The following is a 16,722-nucleotide window of genomic DNA, read 5'->3' as shown; positions in this document are numbered from 1 at the left end:
GCCACAAGTCTTATGGCGCAAGCCTATAGCGCCCGTCTTGGCTGAACAAGCAAGCACTATACGACCAAAGTCTTAGCATCTCGATTTGACAGCCTATTGAGCAACTTTTAACCTGAGCCCGCTACTTTGTAAATTGGTATTACCAATTTAACCAACAAGAACAACAAACCATCGAGGTCACGCCATGACAGCCCTATGCGCTGCAAGCCTGTTCGATAACGCCTCATCCCTGCCGCGCCAGCCGCGCGTTCGTGTGGAGTAAGTCCCAATGTCCAACGGAATTCTCGCCCTGCTGGCGTTCTCGCCGATTCTGCTTGCTGCCGTTTTGCTGATCGGTCTGCGCTGGCCGGCCAAACACGCCATGCCGCTGGTTTACCTGGTGACAGCCGCTGTCGGCCTGTTCGCCTGGGACATGACCTTCAATCGCGTCCTGGCCTCCACCCTGCAAGGCCTGCTGATCACTCTTGGCCTGCTGTGGATCATCTTCGGTGCCATCCTGCTGCTGAACACCCTCAAGCATTCCGGCGGCATCACCGCCATTCGTGCCGGCTTCACCACCATCAGTCCTGACCGGCGCATCCAGGCGATCATCATCGCCTGGCTGTTCGGTTGCTTCATCGAGGGCGCTTCGGGCTTCGGTACACCAGCGGCCATCGCTGCACCGCTGCTGGTGGCCATCGGTTTCCCGGCCATGGCCGCGGTGTTGATGGGCATGCTGGTACAGAGCACGCCGGTGTCGTTCGGCGCCGTCGGCACGCCGATCATCGTCGGTCTCAACACCGGCCTGGACACCGCCACCATCGGCGCACAGCTGGTCGAGCAAGGTTCGTCCTGGGCGCAGTTCCTGCAATTGATCACCAGCCAGGTGGCGATCATCCATGCCATCGTCGGTGTGGTCATGCCACTGGTGATGGCGATGATGCTGACCCGCTTCTTCGGTCAGGAGAAAAGCTGGAAAGCCGGCCTGGAAGTGCTGCCGTTCGCCATTTTCGCCGGCCTTGCATTCGTCCTGCCGTATGCGGCCACCGGGGTGTTCCTCGGTCCGGAATTTCCCTCGCTGCTGGGCGGGCTGATCGGGCTGGCCATCGTCACCAGCGCCGCGCGCTTCGGTTTCCTGGTGCCGAAGAAGACCTGGGATTTCGCCCCGGCCGACAAATGGCCGAGCGAATGGCTGGGCACCGTCGAGATGAAGCTGGACGAACTGACCGCCAAGCCGATGAGCACACTGCGCGCCTGGCTGCCCTATGTGCTGGTCGGTGCGTTGCTGGTGATCAGCCGCGTCTTTCCTGAAGTCGGCAATGCGCTGAAGGCGGTGGTGGTGAACTTCCCCGACCTGCTCGGCGAAACCGGCGTCAGTGCCAGCTTCCAACCGCTGTTCCTGCCGGGCGGCATTCTGGTTGCCGTGGTCCTGGCCACCTTCTTCCTGCATGGCATGAAGGCACGTGACCTGGGCAAGGCGGTGAAGGAGTCGTCCAGCGTATTGCTCAGCGCCGGCTTCGTGCTGCTGTTCACCGTGCCGATGGTGCGCATCCTGATCAACTCCGGGGTCAACGGCGCCGAGCTGGCCAGCATGCCGATCCTCATGGCGCGCTGGGTGGCCGACAGCGTTGGCGGCATCTATCCGCTACTGGCCCCGAGCATCGGCGCCCTGGGCGCCTTCATCGCCGGTTCCAACACCGTCAGCAACATGATGTTCAGCCAGTTCCAGTTCGGCGTCGCCAGCAGCCTGGGTATCTCCAGCGCGCTGATCGTTGCCGTACAGGCCGTGGGCGCCGCCGCCGGCAACATGGTTGCAATCCACAACGTGGTGGCGGCTTCGGCCACCGTTGGCCTGCTTGGTCGCGAAGGCAGTACCCTGCGCAAGACCATCTGGCCGACGCTGTACTACCTGCTGTTCACCGGCATCATTGCGATGATCGCGATCTACGTGCTGGGCGTCAGCGACCCGCTGGTCGTGCGCTGACCCTAACCCGTCGAATGCGCCCCGGCCATGCCGGGGCTCTTGCCGTCAGGCTACGCTTCCCTTTTTCAGCAACAGGATGAGCCCATGATCATTTCTGCCTCGACCGACTATCGCGCTGCCGCGCAACGCAAGCTGCCGCCCTTCCTGTTCCACTACGCCGATGGCGGCGCCTATGCCGAGCACACCCTGCGCCGCAATGTCGCCGACCTGTCGGACATCGAACTGCGCCAGCGCGTGCTGAAGAACATGTCCGAGCTGGACCTGTCCACCGAGCTGTTCGGCGAGAAGATGTCGATGCCAGTAGGCCTGGCGCCAGTCGGCCTGACCGGCATGTTCGCTCGCCGTGGCGAGGTGCAGGCGGCCAAGGCAGCTGCTGCCAAGGGCATTCCCTTTACCCTGTCCACCGTGTCGGTGTGCCCGATCGAGGAAGTGGCGCCGGCCATCGACCGGCCGATGTGGTTCCAGCTCTACGTGCTGAAGGACCGCGGCTTCATGAAGAACGCACTGGAGCGCGCCAAGGCCGCCGGCTGCTCGACGCTGGTGTTCACCGTGGACATGCCGGTGCCCGGCGCCCGCTACCGCGACGCTCACTCCGGCATGAGCGGCCCGAACGCCGCCCTGCGCCGCATGCTGCAGGCCATGACTCACCCGCAGTGGGCCTGGGACGTCGGCCTGATGGGCAAGCCGCATGACCTGGGTAACATCTCCGCCTACCGCGGCAACCCGACCGGCCTGGCCGACTACATTGGCTGGCTGGGCGCCAACTTCGACCCGTCGATTTCCTGGAAGGACCTGGAGTGGATCCGCGACTTCTGGGACGGCCCGATGGTGATCAAGGGCATCCTCGACCCCGAGGACGCCCGTGATGCGGTGACCTTCGGTGCCGACGGCATCATCGTCTCCAACCACGGTGGTCGTCAGCTCGACGGCGTGCTGTCCAGTGCCCGCGCCCTGCCGGCCATCGCCGACGCGGTCAAGGGCGAACTGAAGATTCTTGCCGACTCCGGCATCCGCACCGGCCTCGACGTGGTGCGCATGCTCGCCCTTGGCGCCGACACCGTGCTGCTCGGCCGCGCCTTCCTCTACGCCCTGGCCGCAGCCGGTGGCGCCGGGGTGAGCAACCTGCTCGACCTGATCGAGAAGGAGATGCGCGTAGCCATGGTGCTGACCGGTGCCAAGTCCATCGCCGAAATAACCCCGGATCTGCTGGTAAAGGAGCGTTGAGCCAATGACTGCCGCCGTCACCACCTCCGTCACCCGTGACGCCCTGCTGGCACAGATGCGCCAGATCGTCGGAACCCGCCATGTGCTGACCGACGAACAAGCCACGCGGCGATTCCGCAAGGGCCATCGCACGGGCGAGGGCAATGTGCTGGCGGTGGTGCGCCCTGGCTCGCTGCTGGAGCAGTGGCACATCCTCCAGGCCGCGGTAGCAGCCGACCGCATCGTCATCATGCAGGCGGCCAACACCGGCCTGACCGGCGGTTCCACGCCCGACGGCGAGGACTACGATCGCGAGATCGTACTGATCAGCACCCTGCGCATCACCGGCGTGCAGCTGGTAAACGATGGCGAGCAGGTAGTGTGCCTGCCCGGCGCCACCCTCGACCGCCTGGAACAGGCGCTGGCGCCACTGAACCGCGAGCCACATTCGGTGATCGGCTCGTCCTGCATCGGCGCCTCGGTGCTCGGCGGCATCTGCAACAACTCCGGCGGAGCCCTGGTGCGTCGCGGCCCGGCCTACACCGAGCTGGCCCTGTACGCGCAGGTAAACGATGACGGCTCGCTGGAGCTGGTCAACCACCTGGGGATAGACCTGGGTGACAGCCCCGAGGAGATCCTCACCCGCCTGCAGAACGGCGATTACACCCCGCAGCAGGTGCGCAACGAGGCAACCGCCAAGGCCTCCGACGCCCGCTATGGCGAACACGTGCGTGATGTCGATGCCGACACTCCGGCGCGCTTCAACGCCGACCCGGCGCGCCTGTTCGAGGCCTCGGGCTCGGCCGGCAAGCTGTGCCTGTTCGCCGTGCGCCTGGACACCTTCCCGAAGGAGCCGAGCACGGTGTTCTACATCGGCAGCAACGACCCGCACGACTTGACCGAAGTGCGTCGCCACTTGCTGGCCAAGCTGCCGCGCCTGCCGATTGCTGGCGAGTACATTCACCGCACCGCTTTCGATATAGGCGAAAAATACGGCAAGGACACCTTCCTGGTGATCGACAAGTTCGGCACCGCCAAGGTACCGGCGGCCTTCGCCATGAAGAGCCGCGTCGACGGCTTCTTCGAGCGCTTCGGCCTGCGTGGCGTGACCGACAAGGTCATCCAGGCGCTGATGAACCTGCTGCCCAGCCACCTGCCTGCGCGCATGCGCGAATACCGCGATCGTTTCGAGCATCACCTGCTGGTGCGCGTATCCAACGACACCCTGGAACAGACCCGCGCCTTCCTCACCGAATACTTCACCGGCAGCACCAGCGGCGCCTGTTTCGAGTGTGATGCCGATGAAGGCCGCAAGGCCTTCCTGCATCGCTTCGCCGTTGCCGGCGCAGCGATCCGCTACCGCGAGTCACACCGCAGCAGCGTCGAAGACATCCTCGCGCTGGACATCGCCCTGCGTCGCAACGACCGCGACTGGGTCGAAACGCTGCCGGCGGAAATGGAAGAGCAGATCATCCACAAGCTCTACTACGGCCACTTCTTCTGCCATGTGTTCCACCAGGACTACATCGTCAAGAAGGGCATCGACCCGATCGCGATGGAGCACCGCATGTGGAAGCTGCTGGACGAACGCCGCGCCGAGTACCCGGCCGAGCACAACGTTGGCCATCTCTATGTGGCCAAGCCGGCCCTGGCCGGGTTCTACCGCGAGCTGGATCCGACCAATACCTTCAACCCCGGCATCGGCCATACCTCGAAGAAGAAGCATTGGGGTGGGTGCTGCGGGCAGGAGCATTGAGCGTAGCCCGGATGCAAACCGGGACTACCTGAGGCCGACTTCCCGGATTTCATCCGGGCTACAAACGCAAAGGCCCGCCGATTTGGCGGGCCTTTGTTTTGACGCGACTGGATCAGGCGAAGACGATCTCCTCGCCCTCCACCTTGGCATGCACCAACGCGCCCGGCGCGAAATCTCCGGCCAGGATGCGCTGCGCCAGCGGGTTCTCGATCCAGCGCTGGATCGCACGCTTGAGCGGACGCGCCCCATACACCGGGTCGTAACCGACAGCGATCAGCTTGTCGAGCGCCTCCGGCGTCAGCTCCAGGCTGAGTTCGCGCTCGGCCAGGCGACCGCGCAGGCGCTGCAACTGAATCTCGGCAATGCCGGCGATCTGCTCACGGCCCAGCGGCTCGAACACCACCACTTCGTCGATACGGTTGATGAACTCGGGGCGGAAGTGGCTGCTCACCGCATCCATCACCGCCGCGCGCTGCGCTTCCCTGTCGCCGACCAGTTCCTGGATCTGCGCCGACCCCAGGTTCGAGGTCATCACGATCACCGTGTTCTTGAAGTCCACGGTGCGGCCATGGCTGTCGGTCAGACGACCATCTTCGAGCACCTGCAACAGCACGTTGAACACGTCCGGATGCGCCTTCTCGACCTCGTCCATCAGCACCACCGAATACGGCTTGCGACGCACCGCCTCGGTCAGGTAACCGCCCTCTTCATAACCGACATAACCGGGCGGCGCACCGATCAGGCGGGCCACCGAGTGTTTCTCCATGAACTCGGACATGTCGATGCGCACCAGCGCCTCCTCGGTGTCGAAGAGGAACTCGGCCAGCGCCTTGCACAGCTCGGTCTTGCCCACCCCGGTCGGGCCGAGGAAGAGGAACGAACCGCTCGGCCGATTGGGGTCGGACAGCCCTGCACGGGAGCGGCGCACGGCGTTGGCCACGGCAACCACCGCCTCGTTCTGGCCGATCACGCGCTGGTGCAGCAAGCCCTCCATCTTCAGTAGCTTCTCGCGCTCACCTTCGAGCATCTTGCTCACCGGAATACCGGTCCACTTGGACACCACCTCGGCGATCTCCTCGTCGGTGACCTTGTTGCGCAGCAGCTGGTTCTCAGCCTTACCGTGCTGGTCGACCATCTGCAGGCTGCGCTCGAGATCGGGAATGATGCCGTATTGCAGCTCGGCCATCCGGTTGAGGTCACCCTTGCGCCGTGCGGCCTCGAGCTCGGTCTTGGCCTGCTCGATGCGTTGCTGGATCTGCGCCGAACCTTGCACCTCGGCTTTCTCCGACTTCCAGATTTCCTCCAGGTCGGCGTATTCCTTCTCCAGGCGGGCGATGTCCTCCTTGAGCTTTTCCAGACGCTTGAGCGCTGCGTCATCGTCCTCCTTCTTCAGCGCTTCGCGCTCGATCTTCAACTGAATCAGGCGGCGCTCCAGGCGATCCAGCTCTTCGGGCTTGGAGTCGATCTCCATGCGGATGCGGCTAGCAGCCTCATCGATCAGGTCGATGGCCTTGTCCGGCAACTGACGGTCGGTGATATAGCGATGACTGAGCTTGGCCGCGGCGATGATCGCGCCGTCGGTGATGGTCACGCCGTGGTGCACCTCGTAGCGCTCCTTCAGGCCGCGCAGGATGGCGATGGTGTCTTCCTCGCTCGGCTCATCCACCAGTACTTTCTGGAAGCGGCGCTCCAGTGCGGCGTCCTTCTCGATGAACTGGCGGTACTCGTCCAGCGTGGTGGCGCCGACGCAGTGCAGCTCACCACGGGCCAGCGCCGGTTTGAGCATGTTGCCGGCGTCCATGGCACCCTCGGCCTTACCGGCGCCGACCATGGTGTGCAGCTCGTCGATAAACAGGATGATGCGCCCTTCCTGCTTGGAGAGCTCATTGAGCACCGCTTTCAGGCGCTCCTCGAACTCGCCACGGAATTTGGCACCGGCGATCAGCGAGCCCATGTCCAGCGACAGCAGGCGCTTGTCTTTCAGACCATCGGGCACTTCGCCATTGATGATGCGCTGGGCCAGGCCCTCGGCGATGGCGGTCTTGCCGACGCCGGGCTCGCCGATCAGTACCGGATTGTTCTTGGTGCGGCGCTGCAGCACCTGGATGGTGCGACGAATCTCGTCGTCACGGCCGATCACCGGGTCGAGCTTGCCCTCTTCGGCACGCTTGGTCAGATCGACGGTGAACTTGTCCAGGGCCTGGCGCGATTCCTCGACGTTGGGGTCATTGACTGCCTGACCACCGCGCAGGTTGGCGATGGCGTTTTCCAGGGCCTTCTTCGACACGCCCTGGCCGAGCAGCAGCTTGCCCAGTTTGGTGTTCTCGTCCATGGCGGCGAGCAGCACCAACTCGCTGGATATGAACTGGTCACCGCGCTGCTGTGACAGGCGGTCGGCCTGGTTGAGCAGGCGCGCCAGATCCTGCGACAGGTTGATGTCGCCGGTGGGGTTCTGCAGCTTGCCGAGCTGATCCAGCTCACGGGCCAGAGCCTGACGCAGGCTGTTGATGTCGAAGCCAACCTGCATCAGCAGTGGCTTGATCGAACCGCCCTGCTGCTCGAGCAGCGCCTGCATCAGGTGCAGGGGTTCGATGGCGGCGTGGTCCATGCCCACGGCCAGGGATTGGGCGTCGGAAAGTGCAAGTTGCAGCTTGCTGGTCAAACGATCGATACGCATATATGTCCTTCCTCCAGAATGGCGGGCCGGGACAACATCCCCGAAAAACGAAACCCACCGAGATGCAGACTAGATAAGGACGATTACGCCGTATTCAAGACAAGGCGATTTGATCCAAGTCAAACCTGGTTACCGCCAGGTGACCTGCTGCTCCAGCGCAAAGCGCAGCCGCGGGTTGTACACGCCCTTCTCGCCCTGGCGCCCGACAGCCAACAGCATGATGGGAATGGCCTGGCGCGGGATGTCCAGCACGCGGCGCAGGCGCACTTCGTCGAATCCCTCCATCGGACAGGTGGCGTAGCCATGGCTCTGAAAGGCCAGCAGCAGGTTCTCCGCCGCCAGCGCGGTGGACTTCACCGCCCACAGGCGCATGTCGGCCTTGCTGTTGGGCGTGCGCATCAGCGGCTTGCGCAAGCCCACCAGGCGCACCAACTGACGCTTGAACAAACCCAGCAAGCCCAGCGTCCCCTGGTTGTACTGGAACGGTGCCGTCTTGCTGTAGAAGCTGCGAATGCGCGCCGGCACCTCGGCCTCCGGCCAATGGTCGATGACGTTGCGGCAGGCCTGCCGCCAGGTGTCCGGGCGCGCCAGCACGGCGATGATCAGCGGCGCACGCGCGGCGTTCTGGCTCATGCACACCGGGTGCAGCTGCGCCAGCAGCGCCGCATCGCGAATTACCTGAAAGCTCCAGGGCTGCAGGTTGCAGGAGTTCGGCGCCAGCACGGCCAGCTCCAGGCAGTCTCGAATAACATCCTCGGGCACCGGCTCAGGCGTGAAGCGGCGCACTGCACGGCGGCTTTCGATCAGCGCACGCAGCTCAGCCGGTGAAGCCATGGCTGGCAATTGCTCGTTGGGGAAGCTGGTCATGGGCGCACTCCTCGGCATGTCGCCCGATTAAGCAACCGGGCGGCCATGCGAACAAGAGCACAAGGGGAAATGGCCGTGGATTTGGCCGATTAGCCTCACCCGTGCCCAGGACAGAGAGCACAGGTGCCGCTATTTCACAGACCGAGCGCTTTCTCGATCGCCTGGATCAGCGCCGGATCGTCCGGCGTGGTACGCGGCGAGAAACGCGCCAGCACGCGGCCGTCCTGGCCGACCAGAAACTTCTCGAAATTCCAGGTGATGTCGCCTGGAAACTCGGCACCCTCACCAGCCAGCAGGCGATAGAGCGGGTGACGAGCAGGGCCGTTGACCTCCAGCTTGCTGCCCAGCGGGAAGCTCACGCCGTAGTTGAGGCTGCAGAAATCGCGAATTTCCGCTTCGCTGCCGGGCTCCTGGCCGGCGAACTGGTTGCAGGGTACGCCGAGCACGGTGAAACCGTTGCCCTTGTACTGCTGATAGAGTTTTTCCAGCCCGGCGTATTGGGGTGTCAGGCCGCACTTGGAGGCGACGTTGACCACCAGCACCACCTGGCCCTTGTAGGGCGCCAACGGCAGTTCCTGGCCGTCCAGCGCACGCAGATTGAGATCGTGAAAAGCACTCATGACGAACTTCCTCAGCGAATTCAGTGCAGCGGGCCCGCGGCCCCGTAAATCATCAAGGCAGCTGCGAACGAGCCCAGCCGACATGCATAAAAAAGGCGCCCTGAGGCGCCTTTATCGCAAGCTTGAGCTTAGCAGCGGTTGATCCAGTCGGAACGACCGCAAGTCGCCTTACAGGCAACTTAGTGGTGGTGACCACCTTCGCCGTGGATATGACCGTGGGCCACTTCCTCTTCGCTGGCGTCACGCACGTTCACCACCTTGACCTTGAAGTTCAGGCGCTGGCCGGCCAGCGGGTGGTTGCCGTCGACGGTCACGTCATCACCGTCGATATCACGGATGGTGACGATCTGCATGCTGCCGTCCGGGCCGGAGGCGTGGAACTGCATGCCCACTTCCAGGGTATCGACGCCTTCGAACATGGCACGGCTCAGGGTCGCGACCAGCTCGGCACTGTACTCGCCATAGGCTTCTTCCGGCTCGACGGAAACGTCCAGCTCATCGCCGACCTGCTTGCCAACCAGGGCCTTCTCGAGACCGGCGATGATGTTGCCGGCACCATGCAGATACACCAGCGGCGCGCCGCCAGCGGAGCTGTCGATCACCTCACCGGCATCGTTGGTCAGGGTATAGTCGATGGAGACGGCCTTGTTGGCGGCGATCAGCATGGGGAGACCTTTTGCAAAAGAGAAATGAACGGTCAAGTTTAACCAAGGCCAGCCGGGATTGCGACCCGAGCCCAGACAAACGGGCCGTGCGTATCGTTGATTTTCGTCAGGACGATCACGGCGACTGGGTGGCAGTCTTGTCTTGTGGCCATACTCAGCATGTACGCCACCGACCACCCTGGCAGAATCGTCCCTGGGTACTCGATCCGGAGCAGCGCCAAGCCAGGCTGGGTAGCCTCTTTCCCTGTGGCTGGTGCGCCATGGATCGGTCGCACGATGAATTCAAGGAAGCTTAAATGTCTGCACGCAACATTCTGGTGATCAACTGCGGGAGCTCGTCGATCAAGTTCGCCTTGGTCAACGAAGCGCAGGAAACCTTCATTCTCAGCGGGCTGGCCGAGCGTCTTGGCAGCCCCGAGGCGGTGCTGCACTGGCAACAGGGCGAACACAAGGACAGCCTGGTCCTGCCGGGCGCCGACCACCGCTTGGCCCTGTCTCATCTTCTACCTGTCGTGCAGCAGGCCGCAGCCGGCGCGCTGCACGGCATCGGCCACCGCGTGGTGCATGGCGGCGAGCACTTTTCCGGCGCCTCTCGCCTGGACGCCGCCAGCCTGCAGGCCATCCGCCAAGTCGCGCCGCTGGCCCCGCTGCATAACCCGGCCAATCTGCAGGGCATCGAGGCGGCGATGAAGCTGTTCCCGAACCTGGTCCAGGTGGCGGTGTTCGATACCGCCTTTCACCAGAGCCTGCCCGAGCACGCCTACCGCTATGCCTTGCCGCAGGCGCTCTATGCCGAACACGGCGTGCGCCGCTATGGCTTCCACGGTACCAGCCACCGCTATGTCAGCCGCAAGGCTGCGCAGATCAGCGACCTGGCGTACGACGCCAGCAGTTGGCTGGTCGCTCACCTCGGCAATGGCAGCTCCACCTGCGCAGTGGAAAACGGCCACAGCCGCGACACCAGCATGGGCCTGACGCCGCTGGAGGGGCTGGTGATGGGCACACGCAGCGGCGATGTCGACCCCAACTTGCACGGCCACCTGGCACGCACCCTGGGCTGGAGCCTGGAGCAGATCGACAGCATGCTCAACAAGGACAGCGGCCTGCTCGGCCTGTCCGGTCTGTCAAACGACATGCGCACGCTGGAGCAGGCCCGCGAACAGGGCCATGCCGGCGCTACCCTGGCCATCGAGGTGTTCTGCTACCGCCTGGCCAAGTCACTGGCGGCGATGAGCTGTGCCCTGCGCCGTCTCGATGGCCTGATCTTCACCGGCGGTATCGGCGAGAACTCGGCGCTGATCCGCAGCAAGACCGTGGATCATCTCGGCCTGCTCGGGTTGAAACTGGATACCCAGGCCAACGCCCGCTGCGTACGAGGCGTCGCCGGTGCCATTCATGCCGACGGCCACCCGCGCGTGCTGGTGGTACCGACCAACGAAGAGCGGCAGATCGCCCTCGACACCCTTGCCCTGCTCGACTGAGGCTTTTTCATGCATACCTTCTTCATCGCCCCCACCGGTTTTGGTGTCGGCCTTACCTCCATCAGCCTCGGCCTGGTCGGCGCGCTGGAGCGCAGCGGCCTCAAGGTCGGTTTCTTCAAGCCCATCGCCCAGCCACATGCCGGCGATCTCGGCCCGGAGCGCTCCAGCGAGCTGATCGCCCGCACCCACGGTCTGAACTCGCCCAAGCCGCTGCCGCTCAGCCATGTCGAGCGCATGCTCGGCGATGGCCAGCTGGATGAACTGCTGGAAGAGATCATCAGCCTCTATCAACAAGCGGCCGCCGACAAGGACGTGGTCATCGTCGAAGGCATGGTGCCGACGCGCCACGCCAGCTACGCTGCACGAGTCAACTTCCACCTGGCCAAGAGCCTGGATGCCGACGTGATTCTGGTCAGCGCGCCTGAGGACGAGAGCCTCACCGAGCTGTTCGATCGTATCGAAATCCAGGCCCAGCTGTTCGGCGGGCCGAAGGACCCGAAAGTGCTCGGCGTGATTCTCAACAAGGTGCGCAGCGAAGATGGCATCACGGCCTTCGCCGAGCGCCTGCTAGAACTCTCACCCTTGCTCAAGAGCCAGGATTTCCGCCTGCTCGGCTGCATTCCCTGGCAAGACGAACTGAACGCACCACGAACCAAGGACATCGCCGAACTGCTCGGTGCACGCATCCTCAACGCCGGCGATTACGAGCAGCGGCGCATGCTCAAGATCGTGCTCTGCGCACGTGCCGTGGCCAACAGCGTGCAGCTGCTCAAGCCGGGCACTCTGGTGGTAACGCCGGGTGATCGCGACGACATCATCCTCTCCGCCAGCCTCGCTGCGATGAACGGCGTGCCGCTGGCCGGGCTGCTGCTATGCAGCGACTTCGCCCCCGATCCGCGCATCATGGAGCTGTGCCAGGGCGCCCTGGCCAGCGGCCTGCCGGTGATGACCGTGAGCACCGGGTCCTACGACACCGCCACCCACCTCAACCGCCTGAACAAGGAAATCCCCCTGGATGACCGCGAACGCGCGGGCAAGGTCTCCGACTTCGTCGCCAGCCATATCGATCACGACTGGCTGAGCGCCCGTTGCGGCACGCCGCGCGAGCTGCGCCTGTCGCCACCGGCGTTCCGCTACCAATTGGTGCAACGGGCCAAGGCGGCCGCCAAGCGTATCGTCCTGCCCGAGGGCAGCGAGCCGCGCACCGTGCAGGCGGCGGCCATCTGCCAGGCGCGCGGCATCGCCCGCTGCGTGCTCCTGGCCAAGCCGGAAGACGTGCACGCAGTGGCCCGCGCGCAGGGCATCGAGCTGCCGGAAGGCCTGGAAATTCTCGACCCGGACCTGATTCGCGGTCGCTACATCGAGCCGATGGTCGAGTTGCGCAAAGGCAAGGGCCTCAACGCGCCAATGGCCGAAGCACAACTGGAAGACACCGTGGTGCTGGGCACCATGATGCTGGCGCTGGACGAGGTGGACGGCCTGGTGTCTGGCGCCATCCACACCACCGCCAACACCATTCGCCCGGCGCTGCAGCTGATCAAGACCGCACCAGGTTACAACCTGGTGTCCTCGGTGTTCTTCATGCTGCTGCCCGACCAGGTGCTGGTCTACGGCGACTGCGCGGTCAACCCTGACCCCAACGCCGAACAACTGGCCGAGATCGCCCTGCAGAGCGCCGCCTCGGCGCAGGCCTTCGGCATTCCGCCGCGCGTGGCCATGCTCAGTTACTCCACCGGTGATTCAGGCAGCGGCGAAGAAGTGGAGAAAGTGCGCACCGCCACTCGCCTGGCCCGCGAGAAACGTCCGGACCTGCTGCTCGACGGCCCGCTGCAGTACGACGCCGCGGCCATCGAGAGCGTCGGCCGGCAGAAGGCGCCGAACAGCCCGGTGGCCGGCCGCGCCACGGTGTTCGTGTTCCCTGACCTGAACACCGGCAATACCACCTACAAGGCGGTGCAGCGCAGTGCCGAATGCATCAGCGTCGGTCCGATGCTGCAGGGTCTGCGCAAGCCGGTGAACGACCTGTCGCGCGGTGCGCTGGTCGATGACATCGTCTATACCATCGCTCTGACGGCAATCCAGGCGGCCGATCTGCCGAGCTGAAGCCAGGCAGGACCTAGGGTGCACCGCGTGTTCAGCCGGCGCACCAGGAAGGACGCCCTCGTTCGCCGGTCAAAAAAGCCGGTGCCTATGGCCTACCCTGCAAGCCAGTGAAACCAATTGGTCATCGCTGGCACTTGCAGGTCAGTGCACAACCGTTACCCTTGGCGCCGAACCAGCTCGCCGCACGGAACGCCGCAGCTCTTTCGACTGATACGGGGCGCAGAGAAAGCCCCCTTCTCAGGCTGCCCGCCGGGCGTGCAGCCTGCTTACGGAGGCGTTTGCCCGATGCTGCACTTTCTTCCCGCGCCGCTGCGCGGCCTGATCGCGAGCCTGCTGCTGGCTCTCAATACCCTGTTCTGGTGCTGGCCGCTGTTCTTCGTCGCCCTGCTCAAGCTGCTGCTGCCATTCGCCCCGATCCAGCGCGCGCTGCGCTTCGTCATGCACGGCATCGCCGAAAGCTGGATCGGCATCAACAAATTCTGGATGCGTCTGGTCGGCCATATCGAATGGAACGTCCAGGGCCTGGAGCGTTTCGATACCCGTCACTCCTATCTGGTGACCAGCAACCACCAGAGCTGGGTGGACATTCTGGTGCTGCAGTACCTGCTCAATCAGCGCATGCCGCTGCTGAAATTCTTCCTCAAGCAGGAGCTGATCTGGGTGCCGGTGATCGGCCTGTGCTGGTGGGCGCTGGAATTTCCATTCATGAAGCGCTTCAGCAAGGAGTACCTGGCCAAGTACCCGGAAAAGCGCGGCCAGGACCTGGCCACCACGCGCAAGGCCTGCGCGCGCTACAAGACCAACCCCGTGGCGGTATTCAACTTCCTCGAGGGCACCCGCCTGACCCCGGCCAAGCATGCGCAGCAGCAGTCGCCATTCAAGTACCTGCTCAAGCCCAAGGCTGGCGGCATCGCCTTCGTACTCGATGCCATGGGCGAACAGCTGCACGCCATCGTCAACGTCACCATTCACTATCCCCATGGCGTACCAGGCTTCTGGGACCTGCTCTGCGGGCGCCTGGATGCCGTGCAGGTGATTTTCAGGCAGGTCGACATCCCGCGCGAATTCATCGGCCGCAACTACGATCAGGACGACGACTACCGTCTGGCATTCCAGCAGTGGGTCAATCGCCTGTGGGAAGAGAAGGACGCGGAGCTCGCCAGCCTTCACCAGCAAGCCTGAAGCGTCACCGCCGCTTCATTCACCACGCGGCAGGGGCAACTTGCTCCAATCCAGCTGCGCCGGCACCTGCATCGCGGTGCCGGCCGGCACACCCGGCGCCACCAGAAAGCCCTGCATGATGTTGCAGTGGTGCCGCGTCAGCCACTCGCGCTGCTCCTGAGTTTCGACACCCTCGGCGATGACCTCCAGCCCCAGATGCCGACCAAGATCGATGATGGTGCTGACCACCGCGGCGTCACGCGGTGAGTCGAGCATGTTGGAGACGAACAGGCGGTCGATCTTCAGCGTATCCAGTTCGAAATGACGCAGATAAGCCAGTGACGAGTAACCGGTGCCGAAGTCATCGATGGCGATCTTCACCCCCAGCTCACGCAGCTGACGCAGCTGCGCCTGGGTCAGTTCCAGATCCTGCATCAGCGCACTCTCGGTAACCTCCACCTCCAGCTGACTGGGCTTCAGACCGTGGGCGTCGAGCACACGCTGCAGGTCCGTCACCAGTTGCGGCATACCGAACTGCACCGGGCTGACGTTGAGGCTGAGCACCATGTCTTCGCCAAACTGTTGCTTGAACTCCGCCAACTGCCTGGCGCCCTCACGGAAGATCCACTCGCCGAGACGATTGATCAGACGGGTTTCTTCGAGCAGTGGAATGAACACGTTCGGTGCCACGGTGCCAGCGACACGATGCTGCCAGCGCAGCAAGGCCTCGAAGCCGCGCAGGCGCCCGCTATCGAGATGGAACTGGGGTTGATAGACCAGCACGAAGTCATCGTTCTCGATGGCGTGACGCAGGCTTTCTTCGAGCATCAGCCGCGAACGCGCACGGCCGTTCATCTCCGGTGAGAAGAAGCGGTATTGCTGGCGACCGGCGCGCTTGGCTTCGTACATCGCCATGTCGGCGGAACGCAGCAGGCCTTCGACGCTCTGCCCGCATTCGGGAAAGCAGGCGATGCCGACGCTGGCGCCGAGGGTGAAATCCACACCATCGAGGTTATGCCGCACCGAGACCAGTTCGATCAGCTTCTCCGCAACCTTGGCCGCATCCTCGGGGTGGCCGAGGTTGTCCAGCAGCGCGGTGAATTCGTCACCGCCGATGCGTGCCAGGCTGTCGTAGGGGCGCAAGCAGGCCTTGAGCTGCTCACCGACGCGACGCAGCAACTGATCGCCGACATCATGGCCCAGCGAGTCATTGATGCGTTTGAAACCGTCCAGGTCCAGGTACAGCACCGCGACCCGCTGGCCGCTGCGCTCGATACGCGCCAGCGCCGACTCCAGCGCCTGATGGAAGCCGCGGCGATTGAGCAGGCCGGTCAGCGCGTCAGTGACTGCCTGCGACTCCAGCTGCGCGTGTAGATTGCGCACCACCGACATGTCCAGGGCGATCAATACCATGGCGCGTTGCGGTCGGGGCAGTGGCGAGCAGGACAGCGCCACGGGCAGGCAACCGCCCTTGAGCGTGCGCATGATCGCTTCGTGCACGCGGTAGGTCGCCTCGCGCTTGAAGTGCAGGTAGAACTCGGATTGCTGCCAACCGTCTTCGCTGGCCGGATTCTTGAGAAACGACAGCAGATCGACGCCCTCAAGATCACCTACCTCGCCATCGAGCATCTGCGCCATGGCTGGGTTGGCGAACTGGATGCGGCCGTCCTCGCCGACCACCAGAATACCCTCGGCAGCATTGGCCAGCACCGAGGCGTTGAAGGCTCTGGCTCTTTCCAACTGCTGGGAAAGTGTCTGCAATTCGCAGCGATTGTGCTCATGCTCCAGCAGGCTCTGAATCTTGTGGCGCAGCACACTGGAGTCAAAGGGTTTGAGCACGAAGTCCACAGCGCCAGAGCTGTAACCACGCAGCACGGCATCATGGGTCTGCGCGATGGCGGACACGAAGATGATTGGCGTCAATCGCGTACGCGGGTTGCCGCGCATCAACCGGGCGACTTCGAAGCCATCCATACCCGGCATCTGCACGTCGAGCAGCACCAGCCCTACATCCTCTTCGAGCAGACAGCGCAGCGCTTCCTCGCCGGAACTGGCACAGCGCAGCAGCCAGTCTCCATCTTCGAGCAGTGCCTGCATGGCCTCGAGGTTCTCTATGCGGTCATCCACCACCAGCAGAACCTGCTTGGCGGGTACGGCGGCGTTCTTGCTCTGCGCCTGGGCCATCGTCACTCCTCTATCCATCTGCCCTTGCACGAATCACTCCTG

Annotated in this window: 12 protein-coding genes; 7 read left to right on the top strand and 5 right to left on the bottom strand. The window is 63.9% G+C overall.

Features of this window, described 5'->3' with window-relative positions; all coding sequences use genetic code 11:
• Positions 1 to 268: 268 nt before the first annotated feature.
• The 3 genes from BLR77_RS15850 to dld all read left to right on the top strand — a co-directional run bounded on the left by BLR77_RS15850 (position 269) and on the right by dld (position 4,922).
• Positions 269 to 1,963 (top strand): L-lactate permease, encoded by a 1,695-nt coding sequence (locus BLR77_RS15850; protein WP_074679440.1) that lies wholly within the window; start codon positions 269 to 271, stop codon positions 1,961 to 1,963.
• An 84-nt stretch (positions 1,964 to 2,047) separates the two neighbouring features.
• Complete coding sequence (lldD, locus tag BLR77_RS15845) at positions 2,048 to 3,187, top strand: FMN-dependent L-lactate dehydrogenase LldD (RefSeq protein WP_074679439.1); 1,140 nt, start codon at positions 2,048 to 2,050, stop codon at positions 3,185 to 3,187.
• Positions 3,188 to 3,191: 4 nt separating this feature from the next.
• The gene (gene dld, locus BLR77_RS15840) at positions 3,192 to 4,922 is read left to right on the top strand and encodes a D-lactate dehydrogenase (protein WP_074679438.1); all 1,731 of its coding nucleotides are present in this window, start codon (positions 3,192 to 3,194) and stop codon (positions 4,920 to 4,922) included.
• Positions 4,923 to 5,034: 112 nt separating this feature from the next.
• On the opposite strand, the gene clpB is transcribed toward dld, so the two are convergent.
• From clpB to BLR77_RS15820, 4 genes are all read right to left on the bottom strand, one after another.
• Positions 5,035 to 7,599, bottom strand: coding sequence for an ATP-dependent chaperone ClpB (gene clpB, locus BLR77_RS15835; protein WP_074679436.1), 2,565 nt, complete (start codon positions 7,597 to 7,599; stop codon positions 5,035 to 5,037).
• 129 nt (positions 7,600 to 7,728) lie between these two features.
• Positions 7,729 to 8,466: a nitroreductase family protein gene (locus tag BLR77_RS15830; RefSeq protein WP_074679434.1), complete on the bottom strand. Its 738-nt coding sequence runs from the start codon at positions 8,464 to 8,466 to the stop codon at positions 7,729 to 7,731.
• Positions 8,467 to 8,600: 134 nt separating this feature from the next.
• Positions 8,601 to 9,086, bottom strand: coding sequence for a glutathione peroxidase (locus BLR77_RS15825; RefSeq protein ID WP_074679432.1), 486 nt, complete (start codon positions 9,084 to 9,086; stop codon positions 8,601 to 8,603).
• A gap of 179 nt (positions 9,087 to 9,265) precedes the next feature.
• Positions 9,266 to 9,751: an FKBP-type peptidyl-prolyl cis-trans isomerase gene (locus BLR77_RS15820; RefSeq protein ID WP_074679430.1), complete on the bottom strand. Its 486-nt coding sequence runs from the start codon at positions 9,749 to 9,751 to the stop codon at positions 9,266 to 9,268.
• An 11-nt stretch (positions 9,752 to 9,762) separates the two neighbouring features.
• Here BLR77_RS15820 and BLR77_RS15815 point away from each other — a divergent pair, with 11 nt between their 5' ends.
• From BLR77_RS15815 to BLR77_RS15800, 4 genes are all read left to right on the top strand, one after another.
• On the top strand, positions 9,763 to 10,047 hold the full coding sequence (locus BLR77_RS15815) for a DUF3565 domain-containing protein (RefSeq protein ID WP_074679428.1): 285 nt from the start codon (positions 9,763 to 9,765) through the stop codon (positions 10,045 to 10,047).
• Positions 10,048 to 11,232: an acetate kinase gene (locus BLR77_RS15810; RefSeq protein ID WP_074679426.1), complete on the top strand. Its 1,185-nt coding sequence runs from the start codon at positions 10,048 to 10,050 to the stop codon at positions 11,230 to 11,232. It begins immediately after the preceding gene.
• Between the two features lie 9 nt (positions 11,233 to 11,241).
• Positions 11,242 to 13,335 (top strand): phosphate acetyltransferase, encoded by a 2,094-nt coding sequence (pta, locus tag BLR77_RS15805; protein WP_074679424.1) that lies wholly within the window; start codon positions 11,242 to 11,244, stop codon positions 13,333 to 13,335.
• 285 nt (positions 13,336 to 13,620) lie between these two features.
• Positions 13,621 to 14,517 carry an acyltransferase gene (locus BLR77_RS15800; RefSeq protein WP_074679422.1) on the top strand — a complete coding sequence of 299 codons (897 nt, stop codon included), beginning with the start codon at positions 13,621 to 13,623 and terminating at the stop codon, positions 14,515 to 14,517.
• A gap of 15 nt (positions 14,518 to 14,532) precedes the next feature.
• Here BLR77_RS15800 and BLR77_RS15795 read toward each other — a convergent pair whose 3' ends face one another.
• Complete coding sequence (locus BLR77_RS15795; protein WP_074679420.1) at positions 14,533 to 16,680, bottom strand: putative bifunctional diguanylate cyclase/phosphodiesterase; 2,148 nt, start codon at positions 16,678 to 16,680, stop codon at positions 14,533 to 14,535.
• Positions 16,681 to 16,722: the final 42 nt, after the last annotated feature.

Source organism: Ectopseudomonas alcaliphila (genome assembly GCF_900101755.1).
In the GTDB taxonomy this organism is placed as follows: domain Bacteria; phylum Pseudomonadota; class Gammaproteobacteria; order Pseudomonadales; family Pseudomonadaceae; genus Aquipseudomonas; species Aquipseudomonas alcaliphila.
This window is presented reverse-complemented; position numbering and strand designations above follow the sequence as displayed.